Origin of the sequence: Colwellia sp. BRX8-9, assembly GCF_014077245.1 — a bacterium.
Classification (GTDB): Bacteria; Pseudomonadota; Gammaproteobacteria; order Enterobacterales; family Alteromonadaceae; genus Colwellia_A.
This window is the reverse complement of the sequence record NZ_JACGVN010000026.1, coordinates 1-23927: the sequence shown is the minus strand read 5'-3', so window position 1 is coordinate 23927 and position 23927 is coordinate 1. Positions and strand designations below refer to the sequence as shown.

Annotated in this window: 19 protein-coding genes and 2 rRNA genes; 8 read left to right on the top strand and 13 right to left on the bottom strand. The window is 37.2% G+C overall.

What is annotated here, in order from left to right; all coding sequences use genetic code 11:
• Positions 1–36 precede the first annotated feature (36 nt).
• Both H4J70_RS17410 and H4J70_RS17405 read left to right on the top strand, forming a co-directional pair.
• Positions 37–864, top strand: a complete 828-nt coding sequence (locus tag H4J70_RS17410) for an alpha/beta fold hydrolase (protein WP_182222922.1) — start codon at positions 37–39, stop codon at positions 862–864.
• Positions 842–1762, top strand: a complete 921-nt coding sequence (locus tag H4J70_RS17405) for a diguanylate cyclase (protein ID WP_182251559.1) — start codon at positions 842–844, stop codon at positions 1760–1762. The genes H4J70_RS17410 and H4J70_RS17405 overlap by 23 nt, the downstream gene beginning before the upstream one ends.
• 103 nt (positions 1763–1865) lie before the next feature.
• On the opposite strand, the gene H4J70_RS17400 is transcribed toward H4J70_RS17405, so the two are convergent.
• Both H4J70_RS17400 and H4J70_RS17395 read right to left on the bottom strand, forming a co-directional pair.
• Complete coding sequence (locus H4J70_RS17400) at positions 1866–4052, bottom strand: OsmC domain/YcaO domain-containing protein (RefSeq protein WP_182251558.1); 2187 nt, start codon at positions 4050–4052, stop codon at positions 1866–1868.
• Positions 4053–4431: 379 nt separating this feature from the next.
• The gene (locus H4J70_RS17395) at positions 4432–4782 is read right to left on the bottom strand and encodes a hypothetical protein (RefSeq protein ID WP_182218093.1); all 351 of its coding nucleotides are present in this window, start codon (positions 4780–4782) and stop codon (positions 4432–4434) included.
• 152 nt (positions 4783–4934) lie between these two features.
• Between H4J70_RS17395 and H4J70_RS17390 the strand changes: the two genes are divergently transcribed.
• Complete coding sequence (locus H4J70_RS17390; protein ID WP_182230673.1) at positions 4935–5894, top strand: tRNA-dihydrouridine synthase; 960 nt, start codon at positions 4935–4937, stop codon at positions 5892–5894.
• 58 nt (positions 5895–5952) lie between these two features.
• Here H4J70_RS17390 and H4J70_RS17385 read toward each other — a convergent pair whose 3' ends face one another.
• Together H4J70_RS17385 and H4J70_RS17380 are read right to left on the bottom strand one after the other, a co-directional pair.
• Positions 5953–6219 (bottom strand): hypothetical protein, encoded by a 267-nt coding sequence (locus H4J70_RS17385; protein ID WP_182218089.1) that lies wholly within the window; start codon positions 6217–6219, stop codon positions 5953–5955.
• A 73-nt stretch (positions 6220–6292) separates the two neighbouring features.
• Positions 6293–6694, bottom strand: coding sequence for a hypothetical protein (locus H4J70_RS17380; RefSeq protein ID WP_182218087.1), 402 nt, complete (start codon positions 6692–6694; stop codon positions 6293–6295).
• A gap of 150 nt (positions 6695–6844) precedes the next feature.
• Here H4J70_RS17380 and H4J70_RS17375 point away from each other — a divergent pair, with 150 nt between their 5' ends.
• On the top strand, positions 6845–7279 hold the full coding sequence (locus tag H4J70_RS17375; RefSeq protein WP_182218085.1) for a hypothetical protein: 435 nt from the start codon (positions 6845–6847) through the stop codon (positions 7277–7279).
• Between the two features lie 62 nt (positions 7280–7341).
• Here the strand turns inward: H4J70_RS17375 and ggt are convergent, their stop codons facing one another.
• Positions 7342–9105: a gamma-glutamyltransferase gene (ggt, locus tag H4J70_RS17370; protein WP_182251557.1), complete on the bottom strand. Its 1764-nt coding sequence runs from the start codon at positions 9103–9105 to the stop codon at positions 7342–7344.
• Positions 9106–9128: 23 nt separating this feature from the next.
• On the bottom strand, positions 9129–9719 hold the full coding sequence (locus H4J70_RS17365) for a tRNA-uridine aminocarboxypropyltransferase (RefSeq protein WP_182230674.1): 591 nt from the start codon (positions 9717–9719) through the stop codon (positions 9129–9131).
• Between the two features lie 135 nt (positions 9720–9854).
• Here H4J70_RS17365 and rrtA point away from each other — a divergent pair, with 135 nt between their 5' ends.
• A complete protein-coding gene (rrtA, locus tag H4J70_RS17360) occupies positions 9855–10463 on the top strand; it encodes a rhombosortase (protein ID WP_182230675.1) in 609 nt (202 codons plus the stop codon).
• 464 nt (positions 10464–10927) lie between these two features.
• On the opposite strand, the gene H4J70_RS17355 is transcribed toward rrtA, so the two are convergent.
• Entirely contained in the window at positions 10928–13444 is a 2517-nt protein-coding gene (locus tag H4J70_RS17355) for a prolyl oligopeptidase family serine peptidase (protein WP_182251556.1), read from the bottom strand.
• Positions 13445–13754: 310 nt separating this feature from the next.
• On the opposite strand from H4J70_RS17355, the gene H4J70_RS17350 reads away from it, so the two are divergent.
• Positions 13755–16085, top strand: coding sequence for a YgiQ family radical SAM protein (locus H4J70_RS17350; RefSeq protein WP_182222930.1), 2331 nt, complete (start codon positions 13755–13757; stop codon positions 16083–16085).
• Between the two features lie 135 nt (positions 16086–16220).
• On the opposite strand, the gene H4J70_RS17345 is transcribed toward H4J70_RS17350, so the two are convergent.
• The 4 genes from H4J70_RS17345 to H4J70_RS17330 form a co-directional block, all read right to left on the bottom strand.
• Entirely contained in the window at positions 16221–17657 is a 1437-nt protein-coding gene (locus H4J70_RS17345; protein ID WP_182230677.1) for an ATP-binding protein, read from the bottom strand.
• A gap of 59 nt (positions 17658–17716) precedes the next feature.
• Positions 17717–18265: a hypothetical protein gene (locus H4J70_RS17340; RefSeq protein WP_182222932.1), complete on the bottom strand. Its 549-nt coding sequence runs from the start codon at positions 18263–18265 to the stop codon at positions 17717–17719.
• Between the two features lie 42 nt (positions 18266–18307).
• Positions 18308–19525: an ATP-binding protein gene (locus H4J70_RS17335; protein WP_182230678.1), complete on the bottom strand. Its 1218-nt coding sequence runs from the start codon at positions 19523–19525 to the stop codon at positions 18308–18310.
• Between the two features lie 64 nt (positions 19526–19589).
• Positions 19590–21296, bottom strand: a complete 1707-nt coding sequence (locus H4J70_RS17330; protein WP_182222934.1) for a GGDEF domain-containing response regulator — start codon at positions 21294–21296, stop codon at positions 19590–19592.
• A gap of 177 nt (positions 21297–21473) precedes the next feature.
• On the opposite strand from H4J70_RS17330, the gene H4J70_RS17325 reads away from it, so the two are divergent.
• Together H4J70_RS17325 and H4J70_RS17320 are read left to right on the top strand one after the other, a co-directional pair.
• A complete protein-coding gene (locus tag H4J70_RS17325; RefSeq protein ID WP_182230680.1) occupies positions 21474–22565 on the top strand; it encodes a hybrid sensor histidine kinase/response regulator in 1092 nt (363 codons plus the stop codon).
• A 36-nt stretch (positions 22566–22601) separates the two neighbouring features.
• Positions 22602–23045, top strand: a complete 444-nt coding sequence (locus H4J70_RS17320) for a response regulator (protein ID WP_182222936.1) — start codon at positions 22602–22604, stop codon at positions 23043–23045.
• 523 nt (positions 23046–23568) lie between these two features.
• Here the strand turns inward: H4J70_RS17320 and rrf are convergent.
• Both rrf and H4J70_RS17310 read right to left on the bottom strand, forming a co-directional pair.
• Positions 23569–23683: ribosomal RNA gene (gene rrf, locus H4J70_RS17315) — 5S ribosomal RNA — on the bottom strand.
• Positions 23684–23824: 141 nt separating this feature from the next.
• Positions 23825–23927: ribosomal RNA gene (locus tag H4J70_RS17310) — 23S ribosomal RNA — on the bottom strand; the annotation flags it as partial.

Below are 23927 nucleotides of genomic sequence, written 5' to 3'. Positions count from 1 at the left end.
ACCGTTAATTAACGATACATTTGAGTAGGAAATATTATGCTTTTGTCAAAAGAGGTGTTGATTAGAAATAATGTTAAAATTGTTGGAAAAGGTGATAAAACACTTTTTCTTGCGCACGGTTTTGGTTGCGATCAAAACATGTGGCGCTTTTTAACGCCAAAGCTACTGAACAAGTTTACCATCGTACTCTTTGATTATGTCGGCTCTGGTGGTTCAGATATCTCACAATACAACAAGAAACGTTATAGCCAACTTGATGGGTATGCCGAAGATATTATTGAAATAGCTGAAGTGCTAGAGCTATCAAATGCAATCTTTGTCGGACACTCTGTAAGTAGTATTATCGGTGCGATTGCCGCCAATAAAAGGCCTGATTTTTTTTCTAAGCTTATCATGATATGCCCTTCACCTTGTTTTCTAAACTTTCCTCCTGAATACTTGGGCGGCTTTGAAAAAGAAGATTTACTCGAATTATTAAGCCTGATGGATAAAAATTATATTGGTTGGGCTGATTATTTAGCGCCATTAGTGATAGGAGATGATAATTCAACGGATTTAATAGGAGAGTTAACGGGAAGTTTTTGCTCTACTGACCCTGTTATAGCGAAGAATTTTGCTGAAGCAACATTTTTATCTGATTATCGCCATATTTTAAAAGATATAAAGCAACCTTCATTAATTTTTCAAAGTAAAAATGATGCCTTGGCTGCGACGACTGTTGGTGAGTTTATTCATAGCCAAATAAAAAATAGTCAACTGGAAGTGATTCTGGCTGACGGACATTGTTTACATATGACGCATCCGAACGAAATTGTCGACTTAATAATAGAATACGCGAACAATGACCACAACACGCAAAAGTAAAGCACAAAGTAACATGCAAAATTATTCGCTGGATAGTTTTCCTTGCGGTGCTTTAGTCACTAATTCGTCAAGAGTTATTACCTATGTTAATGCATATTTCACTACTGAACTATTATGGCAACCAGCAGCCCTTATTGGTAAAAGTACAGACGTAATTTTCACAAAATCGTCAAAAATATTTTTTCAAAGTTATCTCATTCCAACACTTTTACATGAGAAAACGTGTGAAGAAATGCAGTTAATTATATTTAATGCTCAAGGGGCTCGCATTCCAGTAACCGTCAACGCGCATTTAGGTGATGATGGCTGTATTTACTGGAGCTTTTTTAATGCCTCTAAAAGAGACCAACTTTATAATGAATTATTAAAAACCCGCGAAACATTAGAAGAGCAAGCAGAAGCTTTGAAATTACTTGCTTCTACTGACGAATTAACCGAGTTATTAAATAGAAGAGAAATGAAATCGCGAAGCATTTTAGTCCTTGAGCAGGCAGCAAGATCTCATCAATCGGTTGGTTTATTAATGCTCGACATTGATCACTTTAAGAAAATAAATGATAGCTTTGGCCATTTATCAGGAGACCGAGTATTAAAAGAGCTTGGTCAAAAGTTGAAAGCCTTTTGTCGACAAACAGACCTCGTTGCTCGCTTTGGTGGTGAAGAATTTTTGATCATGCTACCTGACACAGACAAAGTGAATGTTTTATTATTTTGTGAAAGATTACATCAGTTAATTGCTACTATTAAGGTTGATAATAAACCATTAATGGTAAGTATTGGTGCCAGCATTTGTAACGATAAAATATCATTTACTGACTTCTACGCCCAGGCTGATAATGCCCTATATAAAGCAAAAGAACTTGGCAGAAATAGAACCGAGGTGTATAAAACTGATTAATGCTCATTAAACTTAAGATTTAAAATTTAAAATTTAAATGCGCAACGTTTATAAAAAGCCAATACCTATAGTAGATATTGGCTTTTTACATGATATGTTTTTACTATTTTACAGCCGCTATTTTACGTGCTTGGTGTAATTTTTTGTAGCTTTCAATCAACCTCAGGTGCTTATCTAAACCTTCAAGTTTGATACTTGTTGGTGTTAAACCATAAAACCTAACTTCACCAAAGACTGAACCAACCACGTGTTCCATAGTCTCTTCACCAAACATTCGATTAAAGTTACCGATATAGTCTTCAAGTTCCATCTCTTCGTCTAGGGTAACTTCTAATACCGCATGAACCGCTTGATAAAATAAGCCACGTTCAACCGTATTGTCATTGTATTGTAAAAACTCTCCAACTAATTCAATAGCCTCTTCTAAAGCGCCTAAGGCAAGATAAATAAGAATCTTTAATTCAAGAATAGTGAGCTGACCCCAAACGGTATTTTCATCAAACTCAATACCAATTAATGTTTTTATATCAATGTAGTTATCTTGTTGGCTATCTTCTAAACGCTCAACTAAAGCGACTAATTGTTCTTCACTTAAAATGTGAAGATTTAAAATATCTTCGCGGTATTCAAGAGATTTATTGGTGTTGTCCCAAATAAGGTCTTCAACCGGATACACTTCTGAATAGTCTGGCACTAGCATACGACAAGCAGTAGCCCCCAATTGATTAAACTCTGCGATATAGACTTCTTTGCCCAAGTCTTTCAAAATCGCCATTAACACAGCATTTTCTTCTTCGTTGGTGCCAGAAAAATCCCATTCGCAAAATTCATAATCAGCTTTACTGCTAAAGAAACGCCAGGAAACAACACCTGTTGAGTCAATAAAGTGATCAACAAAGTTTTCAGGTTCGGTAACCGCCATGCTATTAAATGTTGGCTTAGGTACATCGTTTAAGCCTTCAAAGCTTCTTCCTTGTAACAACTCCGTCAAACTCCTTTCTAGCGCAACTTCAAAACTTGGATGAGCACCAAAGGAGGCAAAGACACCACCCGTTTTAGGGTTCATAAGCGTGACACACATGACCGGGAATTGACCACCTAACGATGCATCTTTAACGACAATAGGAAAGCCCTGCGCCTCTAACCCTTCAATGCCTGCTAAAATACTTGGGTATTTTGCGATTACGTCTTTGGGCACATCGGGTAAAATAATTTCTTGTGCAATAATTTGTTTTTTTACCGCACGTTCAAAAATTTCTGACAAGCATTGCACTTGTGCTTCAGGTAAATTATTACCTGCACTCATACCATTACTTAAGAATAAATTTTCAATTAAATTTGAAGGAAAATAGACGGTTTCACCATCAGAATGGCGTACATAAGGAATAGAGCAAATACCTCGCTCCGCTAAGCCAGAGTTGGTATCTATTAGGTTCGAACCCCGTAATTCATCGTCAGGGTTATATATCGCTAAACAATATTCATCAAGTATGTCGCTGGGCAACTCATCATTGACGCCTGGTTTAAACCATTTTTCATTGGGATAATGAACAAAATCACTGTTGGCAATATCAACACCAAAGAACTGATCGTTATAAAAGAAATTACAGTTAAGACGCTCAATAAATTCACCAAGTGCAGAGCAAAGCGCACTTTCTTTCGTTGCGCCTTTACCGTTAGTAAAGCACATCGGTGATGCCGCATCACGGATGTGCAATGACCAAACATTAGGCACAATATTTCGCCAAGAAGATATTTCAATCTTCATACCTAAATCAGCCAACAGACCTGTCATATCGGCAATAGTTTGTTCAAGTGGTAAGTCTTTACCTAAAATGTAGGTGCTGGAGTCACTTGCTGATTGCCCCATAAGCATTGCTTGGGCGTCGTTTTCAAGACTATCGACTATTTCTACTTTAAACTCTGGTCCACTTTGAACGACTTTTTTAACAGTACAGCGATCAATGGAACGGACAATGCCTTTACGGTCTTTCTCAGAAATGCTTTCAGGCAACTCAACCTGAATTTGAAAAATTTGGTTATAACGATCTTCAGGATCTACGATATTGTTTTGTGACAAACGAATATTTTCAGTGGGTATATCACGCGAAGTACAATAAACCTTAACAAAATAGGCGGCACAAAGCGCTGATGAAGCTAAAAAATAATCAAAAGGCCCTGGAGCAGAGCCATCACCTTTATAGCGAATAGGTTGATCAGCGATGACAGAAAAATCATCAAATTTAGCTTCAATTCTAAGGTTGTCGAGATAATTAACTTTGATTTCCATTGAATAATTTCCGAAGTTTTGCACTAAAAGCTCAGTGATTTGCTTAGTTTTAGCGACTGCCAATTGGCAAGATGTAATTAATGGTCGGTATTATCTGTTTTTTCGAGACATTAGTCTTGGAAAAAAAGACATTAATTAAGAAAGACACTGTTTTAAATAAAATAGTGCGATGTAACCAGGAATTTGATTTTACAGGGACATTAAAATAGCTAGGTAAAGTGTGATAAAACAATAATTCACTCTAGGTAGTGAATCATTTTTTATCATGACTCGCGACACAACAAACAGCAATAGCTATAAACAAACAAAAAAGCTATTTAACAAAGGGTTAAATAGCTTTTTTAAAGATATGTGTTCACGTTTAATAAATGATTAAGAATTAACCGCCACATTTCTTAGCGTCAGTTTTGGTTTCGCCACATTTACCTTTTTTATCTGCTTTACCTTCACCACATTTTCCTTCGCCACATTTACCTTTTTTGTCGGTTTTAGTTTCACCACATTTACCTTCGCCGCATTTACCTTTTTTGTCTGCTTTACCTTCGCCGCATTTAGCTTTTTCGTCAGCTTTTCCTTCACCACATTTTCCGCTAGCATCTGCCGCTGTAATCGTTACAATGCTTTTAGTTTCAAAAGGGTTAATTTCTGCTTTTACAGGAGCTGAAATGGCAAGTGTTAAGGCAAATAAACCTAATAAAGCTGTCAATGATGATTTTTTTAAAATTTTCATGATATTTTCCTTTAATATTATAATTTTGGCACTACATATGTAAGCTACTAACAAAGACCCTTCACCGAATAAATAAATTTCAATGAGGTTGAAAATATTTATTCACTCTTAGATAAATCTTATCACTCACTTTTGAGGTTACTCGCTGATCTATGAATACTCAAGTAAAGAAAGTTGTTTTAGCACCAATGGAAGGTGTTGCTGATGCCTTAATGCGCCGTCTACTCACCTCATTAAATAATTACGATTTTTGTATTACTGAGTTTCTACGTATTGTTGACCAGCTTTTACCTGAGCGATGTTTCTACAAAGTTTGCCCTGAATTAGAACAACAAGGTTACACGCAGTCAGGCACACCATTGAGAATGCAGTTACTTGGTCAAGAACCCAACTGGATGGCAGAAAATGCTGTTCGAGCAATAGCACTAGGCTCACATGGTGTTGATCTTAATTTTGGCTGTCCTGCTAAAACCGTTAATAAAAATCGTGGCGGTGCCGCATTACTAAAAACACCTGAAGATATTTACAAAATAGTGCTAGCGGTAAAAGAAGCGGTTGGCAAAGATGTGATACTGTCGGCAAAAATTCGCTTAGGCTTTGATGATGCCTCGTTGTTAGATGAGATAGTAAGCGCAATAACATCTGCCAAGGCGGATCAACTCACCATTCACGCGAGAACTAAAGCCGATGGCTATCGTCCTCCTGCTTACTGGCATTTCATTGCTGGTATTGTCAAAAAATATCCAATAGAAATTTTCGCTAATGGGGAGATTTGGAACTTAGCAGATGCCCACCGTTGCATCGAGGAAAGCCATACGTCTAACTTAATGCTTGGCCGTGGCGCACTTGCTCTGCCAAACTTGGAAGCGGTAATAAAAAACAATCAACAACCTATGCCTTGGCACCAACTATGCTCTCTACTAAAACAATACAGTGAACTTGAATTAATTGGCGATAAAAGCTTTTATTTTTCAAGTCGATTAAAACAGTGGCTACGTTACTTAAGATTACAATACCCTGAGGCAGAGCAATTATTTAGTGATATAAAAATATTAAAGAATAAAGAAGAAATCTTAACTTTATTGAATAAATCATCAAGGAGTTCTTTATAAACAATATTATTTAGAAAATGCCAGAACGTTTTCGTCTGGCATTTGTATATGTAGGCTTTTACTCAATCTTTTTTATTAACCCCTGCCCTTCTCCATCTTCGTCTTGCTGCTTTTTAATCGCTCTTTTTTCAGAAACCACCATAGCAATCGCTTTCTCCACAAAAGGATCTGGAGAAAACATTTGCACAAAAACAGCAAAGGCAATCGCTATACCACGGCGTTTTTTAGCAAGCTTCATTAATATTATCGCCAATACTGATAGCACAGCAAAAACTAACCATGGCGCTAACGCCAGATATAAATCATACGTAAAGAAATTTTCCATAGAGCACTCAATCAAATTATTTAAAAGGTTTAATCAATGAAATGATTAAACGGATATTTATTAAAATAATCGATTACGCGATGAGGTTTTCACTTTCAACTTGATAAAGCGTTTTAATGAATTGTAGATGAATAGTTACCACAGACTTTTGAAAGGTTTGCTTTTGAATTTTATATTTTTGCCTACTTATCTGTGTATCGACAAGTATGAGGGAGTCATGATGTAAATCAAAAGCGTCATGAAACAAATCCGAATATAAGTAAGTTCCACTCATACTTAGAGCATTTAATGCCTTATATAGCTGAACTTCACGTGTTTTTTGTAATATAAGTAAGGGGGCTTCAGCACAATACTCTATGTATTCTACTTGTTGAGTATCGTTGCTAATCACAGATGACAAAGGAACTGAGATAACAGCATTAACGGATACTAAAGAGCTGATGAACAAAATAAAGTTCAAAATGATATTTTGCAATTGTTACTCCTAAGGACCCGTTGATAGTTTATATATTGGGCTTACTGTATAAAATTTCAATAATATTTGAATTTTTATAATATTTAATACTAATCAGTTAATAATTTCAGGTAGTATATAAGGATACTTTCCAGGTAATATTTACAGCTTATGAACTATTTAAAATTAATCATTATCTCATTTACTCTTCTACTTACTGCATGTGGTGACGAAGAAAGTGGAGACATTAAAACTTCAGAAAGTCCTGAAGTTGTCGCTATCGCTTTTTTTGATGCACTTTATAATGAAAAAAATGTGAAGAAAGCAGCCAAAGTTTGTAGCCCACAATTGTCTCGAATTATCTTACATTACAAGTCACCCAAAGCTGTTGGCCGCCATTTATTTAATATGTCTTACGATTCAGTGGTTGCATCGCCTGATGACAGCGGTGTAAAAGTTCGTGAGCAGTTCAAAGACGCAGCGGTAATTACTGTTTATTTTGATGGTATTTACGATAATAATCGTTTGAAAGACGTTAAGCGCTTATCTCTTATTCAAATAGATGGCGATTGGGTTATTGATAAAATATTAAAAGACCCTTTCTAAATTAGTCTATGCTTTAAAATACACTTTTGACCTATCCTAAAAAAGATAGGTCAAAAAATGATTTATAAACCTAAGACAACCCCTTCTCTGCGCGGATCTGCACCGCCAATTAATCCCTGCTCTGTCACTTCAATTGCATGAAGACCACTATTTAAATCTCTAACGATAACTTTATGTCCCTTGGCTTCTAAAGCTGGCTTTAATAATTCAATATTCGTGCCTTTTTCTAAGGTGGTCACCTTATTACGATTGGTTACTTTTGGTAAATTTATTGCCGTTTGAGGGTCTAACTGCCAATCAATTACACCAACAATGGCTTGCGCAACATAGTTTATAATCCGACTACCGCCTGGTGAACCCACAACAAGTTTTAATGAATTATCTTGGTTAAATACCATCGTAGGAGCCATGGAGCTTCTAGGTCGCTTTAGTGGCTCTAAGCGATTTGCTACCCATTGCCCATTTACTTTTGGCGCCAATGAAAAATCTGTTAATTGATTGTTTAAAATAAAGCCTTCCACCATCACCGCTGAACCAAAAGCCATTTCAACACTGGTCGTCATTGATATCGCATTTCCTTGTTTATCAACAATTGAAATATGACTGGTTGATGGTAACTCTAAAGCAAGATCGTCTGCTTGTGCTAAAGCGCCCTGCGGGAAACCAGCTTGCGCTGTTCCCATATCCTTATCAATATTAATTAATTTCGAGCGTTTTGCTAAATAGTTAGGAGATATTAGCCCCGCAACAGGTACATTAACAAAGTCGCTGTCGGCAATATATCGTTCTCGATCAGCAAAGGCTAAACGAGAACTTTGTGTAAGTAAATGTACGGCCGTTAAACTGTTGGGGCTTTCTTTCGCAAAGTCGTAAGGTTGAAGTTGGGCAAGCAGTTGAATAACCGCAACACCGCCAGAACTAGGAGGTGCCATACCACAAATATTAAAGTCGCGATAACTACCACAAACAGCAGGTCGTTGTTTAGGCTGATAATGTGCCATATCTTGCAGAGTAAGCCTACCTGGCGCTATGATAGAATTTTGCACCGCATCAACAATTTTTTCCGCTATCCAACCATGATAAAAAGGTTTAAGTCCATCTTTAGCAATACTTCTATAAACAGCAGCAAGCTTTTTGTTTTTTAAACGATCACCGGCTTTTATGGCAATATTATTAGGGAAGAAATAATTCTTTATTTCAGGAAGTTGGCTAATGCCTGGATTAAACTGCATTGAGACTAGTTTTTCGAGCCGTGGAGAAACAATAAAACCTTGCTCGGCAAGCTCAATGGCTTCGACAAATAATTCTGACCAAGCAAGCACCCCATATTGTTGATGCGCTTGTTTTAGTGCTGACAACACACCAGGAACACCAACAGAACGACCACCAACAACGGCTTTAATCCAAGAGATGGCTTTACCTTTATCATCTAAAAACAGCTCAGCCGTTGCCAATTTTGGCGCAGTTTCGCGACCATCAAAAGTCGTTAAGAATTGTTCCTTTTTATCCCAATGCAAAATAAAAGCACCACCACCGATCCCTGAAGATTGCGGTTCAACTAAGGTCAATACCAGTTGCACAGCAATCGCCGCATCGATGGCACTGCCACCTTTTTTTAGGATGTTGAAACCAACTTGGCTAGCATAAGGATTAGCTGCCGCGATCATAAAGTCTTTGCTGGTAACTGCTTGTTTATGGATAACACCCGTAGCAGCTTCGGGTTCACGGTCTTCTTGCTGTTTTATTATTTCGGCTTGACTAGTAAAGGTAAGTACCAGTGATAGCGTTACCATACTTAAACGCTGAAATAGTGGGATTCGAGACATAGTTTTCCTTAAAAACACATAAACTAGTTTGGGTTAAACGATAACTGAAAATGATTAAATTCTACAAAGCTTGCCAATACTGCTTGATACTTATTTTCTCCATCGCGTTGGTGTTCTAAAACACTAAGCGCATAGCAACAAGCCTCTAGTGATGACAGAGCGTGCTTTTTAGTTGTTTTTCGAATTTGATATTGTCCAACAATATCATTCTCCAAGGTAAAATGCGGCAGTTGTTGCAGCCAAGTGTTGCTCATAAACATTTTATACGCTTTTTTCCAAGTGCCGTCTAAGATAAACAAACACTTAGGTGTTGTTATATTACTATTATTGACACTTAAAACAACGGCATCATTAGCCGGATATAAAACAGCACATTGTTGATGATAATGCTCTAATAGTCTTTGTACTTCAATATTGTCAGTAAAATTTTCACCCACAATAACTTGGCTATTTTTTAATGACTGATGTAATAAGGTTACACTGCCTTTACTTTGTTTAACTTCTAATGGATGTTGTAAGATCACGATATGAATATCATTATCAACCGATGTGACTAAATGACATAGACAAGATTTTTCAGGACGTTCGCATTGTAAGCAGTATGCTCGGGTCATTAATTTGGGCTTAACAGATAATTATTAACGATGAGTCTACGCTGTTCACCATTAAACGTTAAGAATATTTTCAATATAAAAAACATCTAAAATGCAGTAAAATATATTTTACTCTTTGTTTATAAGCCTATTTTAATGCGATTGTCACTTTCTGCTTTTCCAATTTCTGTTCAACAAGTAACGGTTCCCGCCATAGTTCTGATTATTTCACTGGTTGCTTTTATATTTGATAGTAGTTTAAGTGGTTTTTTTGTTTATCAACGCAGTTTAGTCACACAAGGCGAAGTTTGGCGGGTATTTAGCGGACATTTTTTTCACACCAATGGTGCCCATTTCCTGTTGAATAGTGCAGCGGTTATTATGTTGTGGGCTTTACATGGTCATTTCTACACCATTAAAAGTTATCTGATTGTATTTATGATAAGTGCTGTTATTTGTGCTGCTGGCATCCATTGGTTTTCGCCAAACATTGAACAATACGTGGGTTTATCCGGTATTTTACATGGCTTGTTTATTTGGGGCGCTATTGAGGATATAAAAGCAAAAGAGCGCACCGGTTACTTATTACTTATTGGAGTAATTTTAAAGATAGCTCACGAACAATATTATGGCGCAAGTGAAGACGTCGCTGACTTGATTGGCGCTAACGTAGCAATAAATGCTCATTTATGGGGGGCATTAGGTGGTGTGCTTGCCATATTATTTTTAATGGCTATCAAATCATTTTCACTAAAAAAACATTAAGGTAAAGCCTGATTTTTCTTAAAAAATCGTCGATAACACCTGCTTTTTTCAACGCGATTATTGTCTTATTATATTGTTTTATCGATATATTAGAATTAGCTTAAAGTGCGCTAAGGATATTATGCTCACTTATCACTGAGCTTGAAATTTTATATTGCTCAGACTGCTCAATTTTTCAGTAATAGCATCATGAATATCTTTTATGATACTTGACTCTAATCTTCCCTTTTCGATAATGGCATAAGGGAAATAGTTATGCTCCCCAAACTGACTTTACATACCGCTTTAGCCTGAGCATTTACAATAAAATCGAGATAAAATAACATCACAAATATTAGTTTCATCTTCCTGTAACCATTTTATTTCAATGAGTAGAGTGTCGTTCTTTTCTTCGTCAAAAAAAAAGGTTACCGCTCTTAATTCATAAGAAAGGTAACCCTTTAGTCTTGCAAGCTTTACATAAGTTACAAGGTATTTTCAAATAACTTATAGATACGTCGATATTCATTTAACCAAGAACTTGGTTGGACAAAACCATGAGGTTCGACTGGATAAATAGCCGTTTCGAAGTTTTGCTTTTCTAACTCAATCAAACGTTGCACTAAACGTACGGTATCTTGAAAAAAGACATTATCGTCGACCATTGGCGCATTAATTAATAAGGGTTTTTCTAATCCCTCAGCAAAATAAATAGGTGAACTTCTCTCATAAGCAATAGCGTCATCGCCAGGGGTGTTCAAAATATTTGAGGTATAACCATGATTATAATAGGCCCAGTCAGAGACTAAGCGCAGTGCCGAACCTGACTGAAATAAATCAGGCTGAGTGAACATAGACATTAAGGTTAGAAAGCCGCCATATGAACCGCCATAAGTACCAATACGTTGACGATCAACATTAGCATTATCAACTAACCAGTTTACGCCATCACGCATATCTTGTACTTCAGGTTTGCCCATGTGGCGATAGATAGCTGTTCGCCAATCGCGTCCGTATCCTGCAGAAGCACGATAATCCATATCAATAACGACATAACCTTGTTGCACTAACATACTATGGAACATGTATTCTCTAAAATACCCAGACCAACCTAAATGTGAGTTTTGTAGATAGCCAGCGCCATGACTAAACATTACCGCACGATTTTTATCAGCCGTTTTATCATAGTCTTTTGGTAAATAAACACGAGAATAAACAGGTTCATCTTGATATGAAGAAGGCACAGCAACCACACTTGGCGCAGTCCAAGGCATACTTAAGAATTTTTCAGAGACCGTATGAGTTAAGCGTATCGCCGTAGCATCATCTTTAAGTGCTTTTACATAAAGCTCTGGAGGCATGGCTACTGTTGAATGTTCAATTAATAAGGTTGAATCATCAGGGCTTAATGCATAGTCATTCATACCGCCTAAATCAGTTAAAGCACTAAACTGACCAGATTTTATATCTACTTGATAGATTTCGTAAATACCAGGGTGTTTTTTATTTGCTTTAAAGACGAAACGTGACTTATCTTGCGTTAGGCTCACATCACTGATTTCAAATTGACCACGGGTGAGTTGTTTGGCTTTACCTGCTAAGTTTTTACTGTAAAGATGAGAATAGCCAGTTTCTTCTGAGAGGTAGTACAAGGTATTGTCACCTTTTAACCAACCAAACTCATTAAAGCTCCAGTTGATCCAAGCATCATCATGTAAGCGATGTTGGCTCTCTAGCTTATTCTCCATTAAATTAACGGTTGTTAACCAACGGTCTTTGTTGTCCCATGCTTCTAGTAATACTGCAACTTGTTTGCCATTTTCGTGCCATTGAATAGGGGAATTAGCTTGCATAACATGAATATTACGGGGTGATTTTTTAGACTGATAAACCTTACCTTCACGTTGATAGTTCTCAGTTTTTACACTGGCAAGTACATCTTCATCAGCACCGGGTAAAACGTCGTAAGAAAGCGGAAATTTTTGACCTGACTTTAAATCAAGTAAAAAAAGCTCATCATTATATTGACGATTATCAGCAACACGCTGACGGACCTTTTCCGCTTTTATATGACCATCATCGGCAATATAGTTAGGCATAATATCACTATCAGCTTGGCTTGATTCACCGCTACTAATACTGACAATAAGCTTATCACCGTTGGGCGATAGACTCGCGTGATTGATACGTTTATTATCCCCTAAATAGAAGTCACTCTTAGTCAGTGTAGCGTTTTGCGCTTTGAGTTTTTCTTGTTGATTCTTTCGCAGTTCGCTATTTCTTTTTTGCAAGGCAACATAAGCGATTAAGTCATGTTGTTCACTGGCAATATAGCTCTGACTCTCCTCACTGTCTTTAGGATCTTTTTTTAATTGTAAATTAGCTAATTCAATAATTTTATTACTGGATAAGTCATGTTCAAAAAATTTATTGCCAACTCGGTAAGCGACATTACCATTATTTAAAAACATCGTTGAATATTCATAAGCTGACGTATAAGTCAGTTGTTGAACATCTAAACTCGCTAGCTCTTTAACAAAAACATTGCCTTCAAAAGTGTAAACTTCATGCGTATTGGCTTTATTTCGTTGTGCATTTCTATCACTGACCACATGCATTTGCGCTAATTTAACTTTTTCTGCTTCCTTGTCCAACGTCGCTTGGCGGTATAAATCACTTAGTGGACTACCCGCACGTTTTTGTTTGTAGAAAATAGTCTGATTATCATCACCCCAATACCAACTTTGTGGTGAACGCCCCATCCAATCTGGGTCAGACATAATTTGTTCTAAGGTGATTAATAAGTCGTTATTTGTTAACAAAGACTCTTTTGGGGCAACGGCTTTAGCAATAGCGATTGTCTTTACTTCTTTAGCGGCCGCCACAGATTTATTATTGCTGTAGTTATCATCTAAAATTTTTTCAGCCGATTGATCAGCCGTTGTTGTTACACAGGCAACTAAAGATAAACTTATAGCGGCGGTTAATATTTTTATTTTCATAGGTAAGAGACTTATTTTAATCGTGAATTTTGAGAATGGACATCAGATAGTTAGTTATACTCAACCCGATAAATTTATACAATCAAATAGTAAATTTAACTGGCGGCAAAGTGTAATCTTATGCGACCAACCGCAATAAAGTTGCGTCATAATGTATGGAGGCTTTTTAAATCATGCCCATGCATCAATAAAGGATACAATTAAAATGATAATTTGCTATAATCGCGCGCCTTGTTCTATACAACAAATTATTGTTTTTTGTATTGACCAGCGACAATAAAATCTTACTTACACAATCCTAGGCCAAATTATGCTCACACAAGTAAAAACCTCATTGTTCGAATACCCAAAATACTGGGCTGAATGCTATGGAACAGCGCCGTTTTTACCTATGTCTCGAAGTGAGATGGACACCCTAGGTTGGGATTCTTGTGATATCATTTTAGTAACTGGCGATGCTTATGTTGACCATCCAAGTTTTGGAATGGCAATTATTGGTCGGATGTTAGAGTCGCAAGGGTTTCGTGTTGGTATTATCGCTCAACCTGCATGGCATACCAAAGATGCCTTTATGGAGTTAGGACAACCTAATCTATTTTTTGGCGTTACAGCCGGAAATATGGATTCAATGATCAATCGTTATACCGCTGAACGTCGTATGCGTCATGACGATGCCTACACGCCAAACGATGAAGGCGGAAAACGTCCAGACAGAGCAGTAGCTGCATATACTCAGCGCTGTAAAGAAGCTTATAAAGGTGTGCCGGTAATTATTGGCGGCATCGAAGCAAGCTTACGTCGCATTGCCCACTACGATTACTGGACAGATAAAGTACGTCAATCGGTATTATTTGATTCAAAAGCAGATATTCTCGTCTACGGTAATGCCGAACGCCCCTTAATTGAAATTGCCCACCGTATTGCAAATGGTGAGGAAGTTAAAAATATCACCGATGTTCGGGGTAGTGCTTTTCTTGCTAACCAAGTATTACCCAACTGGAAAGGTATCGACTCTCGTTCGATAGATAAACCCGGTAAAATAGACCCAATAATCAGTCCTTATCAAGAAATCACCTCTACTGATTGTTCTGAGAACAGTGCAGAAGCAGATGCTGCGGCTAAAAACACCGACACTGATATAACCAAAACAGCACAAGTGATTGAACTGACACCGCATCGGGCAGAGCAACATAAAAATAAATCTTGGGCCGATAAAAAGAAGCCTTGGGAAACGACTTATATTAACTTACCTACTTTCGAACAAGTACGTGATAATAAAGTATTGTATGCCCATGCTTCACGTATTTTTCACCAGGAAGTAAACCCTACTTCTGCTAAACCTCTAGTACAGCGTCATGGCAGCAGACTTATTTGGTTAAATCCACCCGCAACCCCCTTAACAGAAAGTGAAATGGATGGTGTATTTGGCTTACCTTATGCCCGAGTACCGCACCCAAGTTACGGTGATGCAAAAATCCCTGCCTATGACATGATAAAAACGTCAGTTAACATCATGCGTGGTTGTTTTGGTGGTTGTACTTTTTGTTCGATAACAGAGCATGAAGGCAGAATTATTCAGAGTCGTTCACAAGAATCGATACTCAATGAAATAAAAGATATTCAACTAAAAGTACCAGGATTTACCGGCGTAATATCTGACTTGGGTGGTCCTACCGCCAATATGTATCAGCTAAATTGTAAAAGCGAAAAAGCTGAGGCAACCTGTCGTAAACCCTCTTGTGTATGGCCCACAATATGTGGTCATTTAGATACAGATCATACACCTACTATTGAGCTATATCGTGCTGCAAGAAAAATACCTGGCATCAAAAAAGTATTAATCGCATCAGGCGTTAGGTACGATTTAGCGATTCAAGATCCGGAATATGTCAAAGAACTAGCGACACATCATGTTGGAGGTTACTTAAAAATAGCCCCAGAGCATACTGAAGAAGGTCCTTTAAATAGCATGATGAAGCCAGGTATGGGCAGCTATGATAAATTTAAAGAAATGTTTGATCATTACTCTAAGTTAGCCGGTAAAAAACAATATTTAATTCCATACTTTATTTCTGCACATCCAGGCACAACAGATCGTGATATGGTTAACTTAGCACTTTGGTTAAAAAGTAATGATTTTAAATTAGACCAAGTTCAAAACTTTTATCCATCACCTTTAGCCAATGCCACCACTTTGTACCACACTGAAATAGATTCACTGCGAAATGTAAATAAAAACAGCAAGAGTGTCGCCGTACCTAAAGGCACTATTCAGCGTCGCTTACATAAAGCTATATTACGTTATCATGATCCGGCTAACTGGCCGATGCTTCGCCAAGCTTTTACTAAAATGGGCTTAGGAAAAACGCTAATTGGTTCGAAACCGGGCTGTCTGGTACCCAACGAAACCCGTGGCGAGAAAGAGCAGCAACACTATAAGAATAACGGTAAAGGAAAAAATAATGCTAAAGGCAATAAAACCACCTTTGGCAAAAAGCCAGTAACGACTAAGACAGCTTATGGCAAGAAGCCGTCAACAAGCTCTGCTGCTGAGAAAAGTAAGCAAGGCTTAACACGTTTCTCTGAAAACCAGTTTGATGATAGAAAGCCAAAGCAACCATTTGGTAAAAAGAAAAAGTAATATTATCTACCCAAAAAATAAAGCCGCGTTTACTTGATAAGTAACGCGGCTTTTTAGTAAAAAAAATAAATGATATTAGATAAATAATAACCCACTACAGTTAGTGTGAGCAATATCCTGAATCCATTATCAGTGTTAATTCACTGTTTTATGATTACCTTTGACATCGTTAGGAAATTCAAGAGAAAAACAACATCCTTCGCCCAGCGCCGAAGTAAGTAGCACCTTGCCGTTATGCTTATCCATTATTGTTTTAACAATCGTTAAGCCAACGCCAGTACCTTTTGTTGCGGAAAGCTTTTCAAAGATACCAAAAATTAACTTATGGTATTTTGAGTCGATACCTATACCGTTGTCCTTTATATGAATTGTTGTCGATAATTTTGTTTGACTGGTAAATATGTCAATAAGCAAAGGAGTCGCTGGATCTCGATAGCGTATAGCATTGCTAAGTAAATTCAGTATCCCCTCAGACACCAAGCGTTCATTGGCATTTATGGTATGTAAATTGTCAGCTAAGTTAATAGTAGCATTGGCTTTGAGAAGTCCCTCTTCTAATACCGCACTTTGTTGTTCTACTACTTGCTTAACATTAATCTCAGAGGTTTCTATAGCTTGTTGGACAATACGAGATAAATCAAGTAAATCGGTTAATACCCTTTCCATGTTATCAACATTTTCGATGATGCGACTCAGCCGATATGCTTGCTTTTCGGTCAACTTATCAACAAGTTCTAATTGTAATTTATGACTAAAAGCGGAAATGGTGACTAATGGCGATTTTAGATCGTGCGAAACTGTATAGATAAACTGTTCCATTTCTTTGTTCTTATTAACTAATTTCTTGTTGAGTTTAATCGCTTGGCGTCTTTCTTTTTCAACATCTTCCATCATACTCAATAAGATGGCTTGCGAACGAGCCATATCAACTTTATGCCCTTCCATCTTGATGTTTAACATAGTACTTTGCGCGAGTGCTTTTTGCTGATCTTTAAAGAAAAAACGTATAATGACGACTAAGGTCAATAACAAAGCAACTAGCACAATAAAGCCAGATTTAAGGCTGTGATGAAGTAAGTCTGACATCTTATCTTCAAGTAAAATCGCAATCTTATCTGCAACAACTTTTATTTCAATATGAGAAGGCTCATCGTCGTAACGCAAATAATTATCAACTTCACTTATGCTCATATTTTTCTCAGTTAAGGCTGGTAACAAAGATAACCTTTCCTTATAAGCCACCAGCATGTCTCTTACCGCTAACATGTTAAGTTGCCCGAGAATTAACGCGCCTTGTACTTCTAGTTTATCTAATTGGATGTTTGCTTTACGGTAGTTTTCAAAAGCATCAGCCCGATAGTGCGGTTGATTGGGCCGTAAGATCGCATTTTTAAAATTATGTATTAAACCAACATAACCAATCTGACTTTGCATTTCGATAATAGCCGAATATACCGAAACACGTTGCTCACGCATGTCTTTTTGTTTCGATTTGTAATCGAGTGCAATAAGTACTTCTAGTGTGATGAAGAATAATAGTAGCGCAGTTAATACCGAATTCTTAGAATTCATCGATATCCCACATAAAATAGAATGTGCAATAAAAATTTAATATAGACAAGGTGGCGAAGTTAAACATCGTAGACGTGCTCTCGCTTAAGTTCGACCATTAGGGAATTAACTTCTTTTTTTAATTCGATGACGCGTTCTTCTCGGTCGAGTGTTGCAGAATAAACTGAACTCATTTGGGCATTTTTATGTTTTAACGCCTCAACTTCCTTTAGTGCCTTATGATATTTAATTTCGACACCCGGTAATTGAATAAGATCGGGTAATTTTGGTGCTAAAACAATGGCAGTCAAAATAGAAGTAAAAGCGGTTAAGGCTTTTATCCAGCCTTGGTATTCATAAGCGGGGTACCAAGTTACATAAATAGCGACAAAATGGGTGGTACCACAAAAGAAAATAAACGCCATAAATAAGGAAAATATATCTTTATATGGCACACTTTCTTTTCTCTTGTAGAGTAATATACCCAAAATAATAGTGATCAGATAATAGGCTACACCTATAGTGATATCAGAAATAACATGGGTCCATAAGATATCAGGTCGCCAAAGGTAGCAATGGCCGTGCGGCATAAAATTGGGGTTAGCAAATTGCTGTAACCATTCGTTCATGGGTATTCCTAATATGGATTATTTAGTGGATTATATTTCTATTTATATTCTTGGAAAATGCAATTCAAAGCAACATCCTTGATCTAATCCAGAGGCTAGAGTCACTAAACCGCTGTGTTTTTCCATTACGGCCTTAACAATAGTCAAGCCAATTCCAGTCCCATCACCTTCAACAATCTGCTCAAAAACATCAAAAACACGTGCGTGATCTTTCTTTTCGATACCTAAACCATTGTCGCGGATAAATAAAGAAATCGCTGTGTCTGATACTTCAGTATGAATTTTTACTTGTAGATTCCGCTCAACACTCCGATATTGCAAGGCATTTTTTAATAAGTTATCGATACATTGTGAAAAAAGTGGCTGATGAGTCAAAATGGAGTGTAAGGGTTTAGTTAATATAAGCTCAGCGTTCAATATTCTGTTCTTAGTTAACAATCTCTGCCAACTTTTTTCAATCTGGCCAGTTACATCATGAGGTTCTTTAGTGATATCCCCTTTCATGACTCTAGAAAGCTCAAGTAAATTAGTCAGCAGATCCCCCATATGCTTAACATTTTTAAGGATTCTGCTAAAACGGTGCTGCTGTTTTTCGGTAGTTATAGCCAATAATTCTTTCGCTAACGTGGACGTAAAGCCGTTAATAGTGACCAAAGGTGATTTCAAGTCATGTGATACCGCAAAAACAAACTGTTCCAGTTCCTTATTTTTTGCCACTAAGTTACTCGTTAATGACAGTGACTTCGAAACAAGGCTATCTTTGATACGAGCCACTTTTTTTAGCTCTAAATGCGCAACAACTTGCTGAGCAATAATGGTTAACTGTTTTTTTTGAATATCGGTCAATTGTGACGGTTTGTTGTCGATGACACATAAAGTCCCCAACCTTAGACCTTCAGGTGTTATCAATGGAGCACCTGCATAAAAAATAACTTGAGCGGGTCCGGTTACTAAAGGGTTATCATGAAAACGCTTATCTTTACGACTGTCTTGTATTTCAAAGACATCATCCTGATGAATAGCATGCGCACAAAAGGCAATATCACGCGGAGTCTCTCCTACTTCAAGTCCAAAATGAGACTTAAACCATTGTCGCTTTTCGTCAATAAAAGAAATTAGCACAATAGGAGTACCACAGACACTGGAGACAAGCTCGGTTAGCTGATCATAGGCTAGCTCAGATGGCGTATCTAAAATATTATACTCATCTAATGCTGCCAAACGAGCCAGTTCATTGTCGGGTATTAAAGCTGATATCATCGATTTTTCGCTCCACTTATATCAAGTTATACGTAAGGATTAAGTGATATATAAAACCATTAAGTTATGCGCTCTGTGCAAGCAACTTTTCTTCTAACATATGTGCTGGCATAGGCTTACCCAATAAATAGCCTTGTATCTTATCTATTTTAAGTTCATGACAAACTAATAATTGACTCTCTGTTTCTATACCTTCAGCAACAACAATGAAATCAAGAAGCTTAAGCATAATAGTAACGGCTTCAAGCAAGCTTTTTTTCTTGTTAACGTTTGGCTCCTTGTTTTGTAACGACTTGTCGATTTTAACGATATTAATAGGGAAGTTATTTAGATGAGCAATAGAAGAAAACCCCATACCAAAATCATCTAATGCTATTTGGAAACCATGAGATGATAATGAATGAAGTGTTGCTCGCGTTACTTCATCATCTTCTAAAAGTGCTGTTTCAGTGATTTCTAAGATGATCGTACTAGGTAAAACTCCGTGCCGTGTCGTTTCGTCTTTTATTTTTTTAGTTAATTGAGGATCTTGCAATTGTAAGGCTGAGATATTGATGGCCATGGAGAAATTATCGGCAAATCGTCTTTGCCATGATGCTAAGTCAGTTAGCGCGGTGGTAAGTACCCATTGACCGAGATCATGAATCAATCGTGTTTCTTCAGCAACAGGAATAAATTCATCAGGCGTATATGACTTCGGTGAATCAGGCCATCTAATAAGGGCTTCAACCCCGGTAATTTGATCGTTATGTGCACAAAATACCGGTTGATAAAATAGTCTAAACGATGATTTACGCAGGATTTCCGTCATTTCACTTTGAATCAAAAAACGGCGATTAAATTCATTTTGATAATGAGATTCATAGAACCTTAAAGCGTTTTTACCATTTTGTTTTGCTCTGTACATCGCGATGTCAGCGCACTTGACCAATTGTACACGGCTATCCGCATCGTTTGGGTATAAGGCAGCCCCCATGCTAATAGTACATTTAATACGATGGCCTTCGATTAAAAATGGCTTTTGAAATGAAGTTAAAATACGATTGGCGATCATGTTAACTTCTTCAACAGAATGGACATTGGCTAAGGTAATAGCAAATTCGTCACCACCTAGTCGAGCGAAACCATCATTGATCCTTAAGCATTCTTTTACTCTGCCAACCAAATCGACCAGTAATTGATCTCCTGCATGATGTCCTAGTGAATCATTAACATGTTTAAAGTCGTCTAAATCCAAGGCTAGCATACCGACAGATAGTTTTGAACGGTCACTGTTAGCGATCATAAACTTGAGGGTTTCATCAAAATAATAGCGATTATGTAGACCCGTTAGTTGATCTGTTTCGGCCATGTTTTTTAAAGCTAAGTAGCTTTCATGCATTCGCTGCTCCATTTCAAAGCGTTTCTTCGAATGTATAATCGCTTGATGGAGTTTGACATGTGATATGTCAATTTTAGTGATAAAGTCTTGTGCTCCAGCTTCAATACAGTTCAACGCAATTGAACTGTCTTGTGCAGCACTGATAACAATAATAGCGGTATTACCAAGATTTGGGCGAGAGCGGATGTCGATAATCATTTCAATACCATTAACTTCAGGCATATGATAATCAAGTAAAATAACATCAAAGGTTTCTGCTTCAATTAGGGCAAGCCCTTTGGCGACAGAGTCAGCCTCTTTCACTTCGTAACTATTTTGTAAAGATGTACTCAACGCTCTTTTTACCAGCGCACTATCAATTTCATCGTCATCAACAATTAAAATTCTCATTTAATACCCATCCTGGTATGAACATCTGCTTTTAAACACAAACACAAGGACATCCATAACCATTTGTGAAAATCAACAATACAATTGATACACATTTACATTAGCAACCTAAGTTGATAATGTCTAATTTTCATGGATGTATTCGCATTTCATTAATGACATAGGAGAACACATATCATGAAAGTAATGGTAATAGAGGACAACTCTGATCATTTTGAGATTATTGAAGATGCTTTGGCGTCTATTACAGAAATACATGCTCATGTCGTAAGGTCAGAAACTTTATCTTCAGGTATTGCAAGACTTTCCTCTGAACACTTTGATATATGCCTATGTGACTTACAACTGCCTGATTCAACTATAAGCGAAACTGTACTGTGGTTAAGTTTACAAACTAATCCCTTGCCAATGGTGATATTAACTTCAGTAAATAGTATTGAAATTGCACAATCATTGCTCAACAAAGGTGTTCAAGACTATTTATCCAAAGACGAATTAACACCGCAATTACTATATAAAACATGTTGTTATGCTATCGAGAGATTTAGGCACCAACAAGAATTTGCTGGATATAATCAAGACATGCAAGCATTTTGTGCTAGCTTATCTCATGATTTCAATGGTCATATTAGTCGTATTATGGGAGTATCTAAGGCATTAAAAGCCGATTTAACCTCAAGGATAGACTGTACACCCAATGAATTAAAATGGTTCGACTACCTTGAGAAAAGTACGACGGATGTACATAGCTTAGTATCAGACTTACAAAGTTACTTATCTGTAGGCTATGCAAATCAAGTATTCGAAACAGTTAACTTAAAGCTGGTTATTACTAAAGCGGTAGCCTCACTTAAAGATACAATAAAAGCTGATTTTAAAGTGAATATACCGGATGAGCTGGCTATTATCTCAGGTAACATGGCTTTGTTACAACTCTTGTTTCAAAATCTAATTGCTAACAGCATAAAATTTAATAATAACTTACCAATTATCGACATAGTCATGAACGATACCGGTAATTATATTGAAGTATCATTGCAAGACAATGGTATCGGTTTCAATCCAATACACGTTGATAAAATATTCTCGCCGTTTAACCGACTAGTTAATGGTAAAAAATTCTCAGGCTCAGGATTAGGCTTAAGTATTGTTAAACGCATTATTGAACATCATAGAGGCAGTATAGAAGCGAAATCTGCATTAGGTGTAGGAAGTGTATTTACCTTGAAATTTAAGAAAGTCAAAGTAATAGCTAAACAAGCTGGTTAAATCGTTTTAGTATCGCTAAACAGACAGGGAAAAATTATGGATAATCTTAAAGCAATTTCAGCCTTAATGGTTGAAGACAATATTGATCATGCAGAACTGATGATGGATGCTTTTAGTGATTTTAATATTAAAAATACAATCGCGCATGTTATGGATGGAGAACAAGCAGTTGCTTATTTGAGAAATGAAGCCCCCTTTGAAGATAGTAGTCAATTTACACGTCCAGATATTGTCTTTCTCGATATTAGAATGCCAAGACAAGGCGGTATAGAAACGTTAAAAATAATCAAAGCCGATCCAGCCCTGTCTGGTATTCCGGTGGTGATGATAAGTACGTCAAGCACTGCACCCGAAATAGAGGAATGTTATAGCTTAGGTGCTAGTGGCTATATTACTAAGCCTTTAAAATTTGATGATTTCGTCAATAAAATGAAAGAGCTAAATTACTATTGGGTACTAACCTCTGAGTTACCTAGCTAATAAATTCGCCTTGTTGCTAAGAGCTTAATTATTAAATTATTATTTTCATGATAATTTAATCTCTATTTTTAAACATCAGAAAGCAAAAAACCCGTAGCATCAGCTACGGGTTTCTGACGTGTAGGGATATACTAATGTCGCGTTGCCAAGGATGGCAAAGAGCGACCTAAATAGAAGCGGAGAATGTCCTATTCTAACATGGGCATGTCGAACATAAGTCACACTACCGTTGGCGCTACTGCTCAATTAGTTATAAATGGTATATTTTCAGACGCCAGAAAGCAAAAAACCCGTTACGTTAGTAACGGGTTTTTGACGTGTATGGATATACTAATGTCGCGTTGCCAAGGATGGCAAAGAGCGACCTAATTAGAAGCGGAGAATGTCCTATTCTCACATGGGTCTGTCGGACATAAATCACACTACTGTTGGCGCTACTACTATATTAGTTATAAATCTTGTGTTTTCAAACGCCAGAAAGCAAAAAACCCGTTACGTTAGTAACGGGTTTTTCTAATTGGAAGCCTAGCAATGTCCTACTCTCACATGGGAACTCCCACACTACCATCGGCGCTACTGCGTTTCACTTCTGAGTTCGGAATGGGATCAGGTGGTGCCACAGTGCTATTGTCGCTAGACAAAAGGGTTACAATCTTGAAAGCTGTTGCTCACTAGAGCTATAAATATAAAAGCATTTTCTTATTCAATTCATTACAGTGCGTGAAGTTATTCTGTCAGTCTTCTACAAACACTTCGCAGTAAAACTACTTGGGTGTTGTATGGTTAAGCCTCACGGGCAATTAGTATCAGTTAGCTCAAGACCTCGCAGTCCTTACACACCTGACCTATCAACGTTGTAGTCTCCAACGACCCTTTAGGGAG

Bases quoted from the DNA above. Each gene is read 5' to 3' on its own strand.
- H4J70_RS17355 (WP_182251556.1), bottom strand. From the start codon at position 13,444: ATGAAAATAAAAATATTAACCGCCGCTATAAGTTTATCTTTAGTTGCC.
- ggt (WP_182251557.1), bottom strand. From the start codon at position 9,105: ATGTCTCGAATCCCACTATTTCAGCGTTTAAGTATGGTAACGCTATCA.
- H4J70_RS17325 (WP_182230680.1), top strand. From the start codon at position 21,474: ATGAAAGTAATGGTAATAGAGGACAACTCTGATCATTTTGAGATTATT.
- H4J70_RS17390 (WP_182230673.1), top strand. From the start codon at position 4,935: ATGAATACTCAAGTAAAGAAAGTTGTTTTAGCACCAATGGAAGGTGTT.
- H4J70_RS17395 (WP_182218093.1), bottom strand. From the start codon at position 4,782: ATGAAAATTTTAAAAAAATCATCATTGACAGCTTTATTAGGTTTATTT.
- H4J70_RS17400 (WP_182251558.1), bottom strand. From the start codon at position 4,052: ATGGAAATCAAAGTTAATTATCTCGACAACCTTAGAATTGAAGCTAAA.
- H4J70_RS17320 (WP_182222936.1), top strand. From the start codon at position 22,602: ATGGATAATCTTAAAGCAATTTCAGCCTTAATGGTTGAAGACAATATT.
- H4J70_RS17405 (WP_182251559.1), top strand. From the start codon at position 842: ATGACCACAACACGCAAAAGTAAAGCACAAAGTAACATGCAAAATTAT.
- H4J70_RS17350 (WP_182222930.1), top strand. From the start codon at position 13,755: ATGCTCACACAAGTAAAAACCTCATTGTTCGAATACCCAAAATACTGG.
- H4J70_RS17330 (WP_182222934.1), bottom strand. From the start codon at position 21,296: ATGAGAATTTTAATTGTTGATGACGATGAAATTGATAGTGCGCTGGTA.
- H4J70_RS17375 (WP_182218085.1), top strand. From the start codon at position 6,845: ATGAACTATTTAAAATTAATCATTATCTCATTTACTCTTCTACTTACT.
- H4J70_RS17410 (WP_182222922.1), top strand. From the start codon at position 37: ATGCTTTTGTCAAAAGAGGTGTTGATTAGAAATAATGTTAAAATTGTT.
- H4J70_RS17385 (WP_182218089.1), bottom strand. From the start codon at position 6,219: ATGGAAAATTTCTTTACGTATGATTTATATCTGGCGTTAGCGCCATGG.
- H4J70_RS17335 (WP_182230678.1), bottom strand. From the start codon at position 19,525: ATGATATCAGCTTTAATACCCGACAATGAACTGGCTCGTTTGGCAGCA.
- H4J70_RS17345 (WP_182230677.1), bottom strand. From the start codon at position 17,657: ATGAATTCTAAGAATTCGGTATTAACTGCGCTACTATTATTCTTCATC.
- rrtA (WP_182230675.1), top strand. From the start codon at position 9,855: ATGCGATTGTCACTTTCTGCTTTTCCAATTTCTGTTCAACAAGTAACG.
- H4J70_RS17340 (WP_182222932.1), bottom strand. From the start codon at position 18,265: ATGAACGAATGGTTACAGCAATTTGCTAACCCCAATTTTATGCCGCAC.
- H4J70_RS17365 (WP_182230674.1), bottom strand. From the start codon at position 9,719: ATGACCCGAGCATACTGCTTACAATGCGAACGTCCTGAAAAATCTTGT.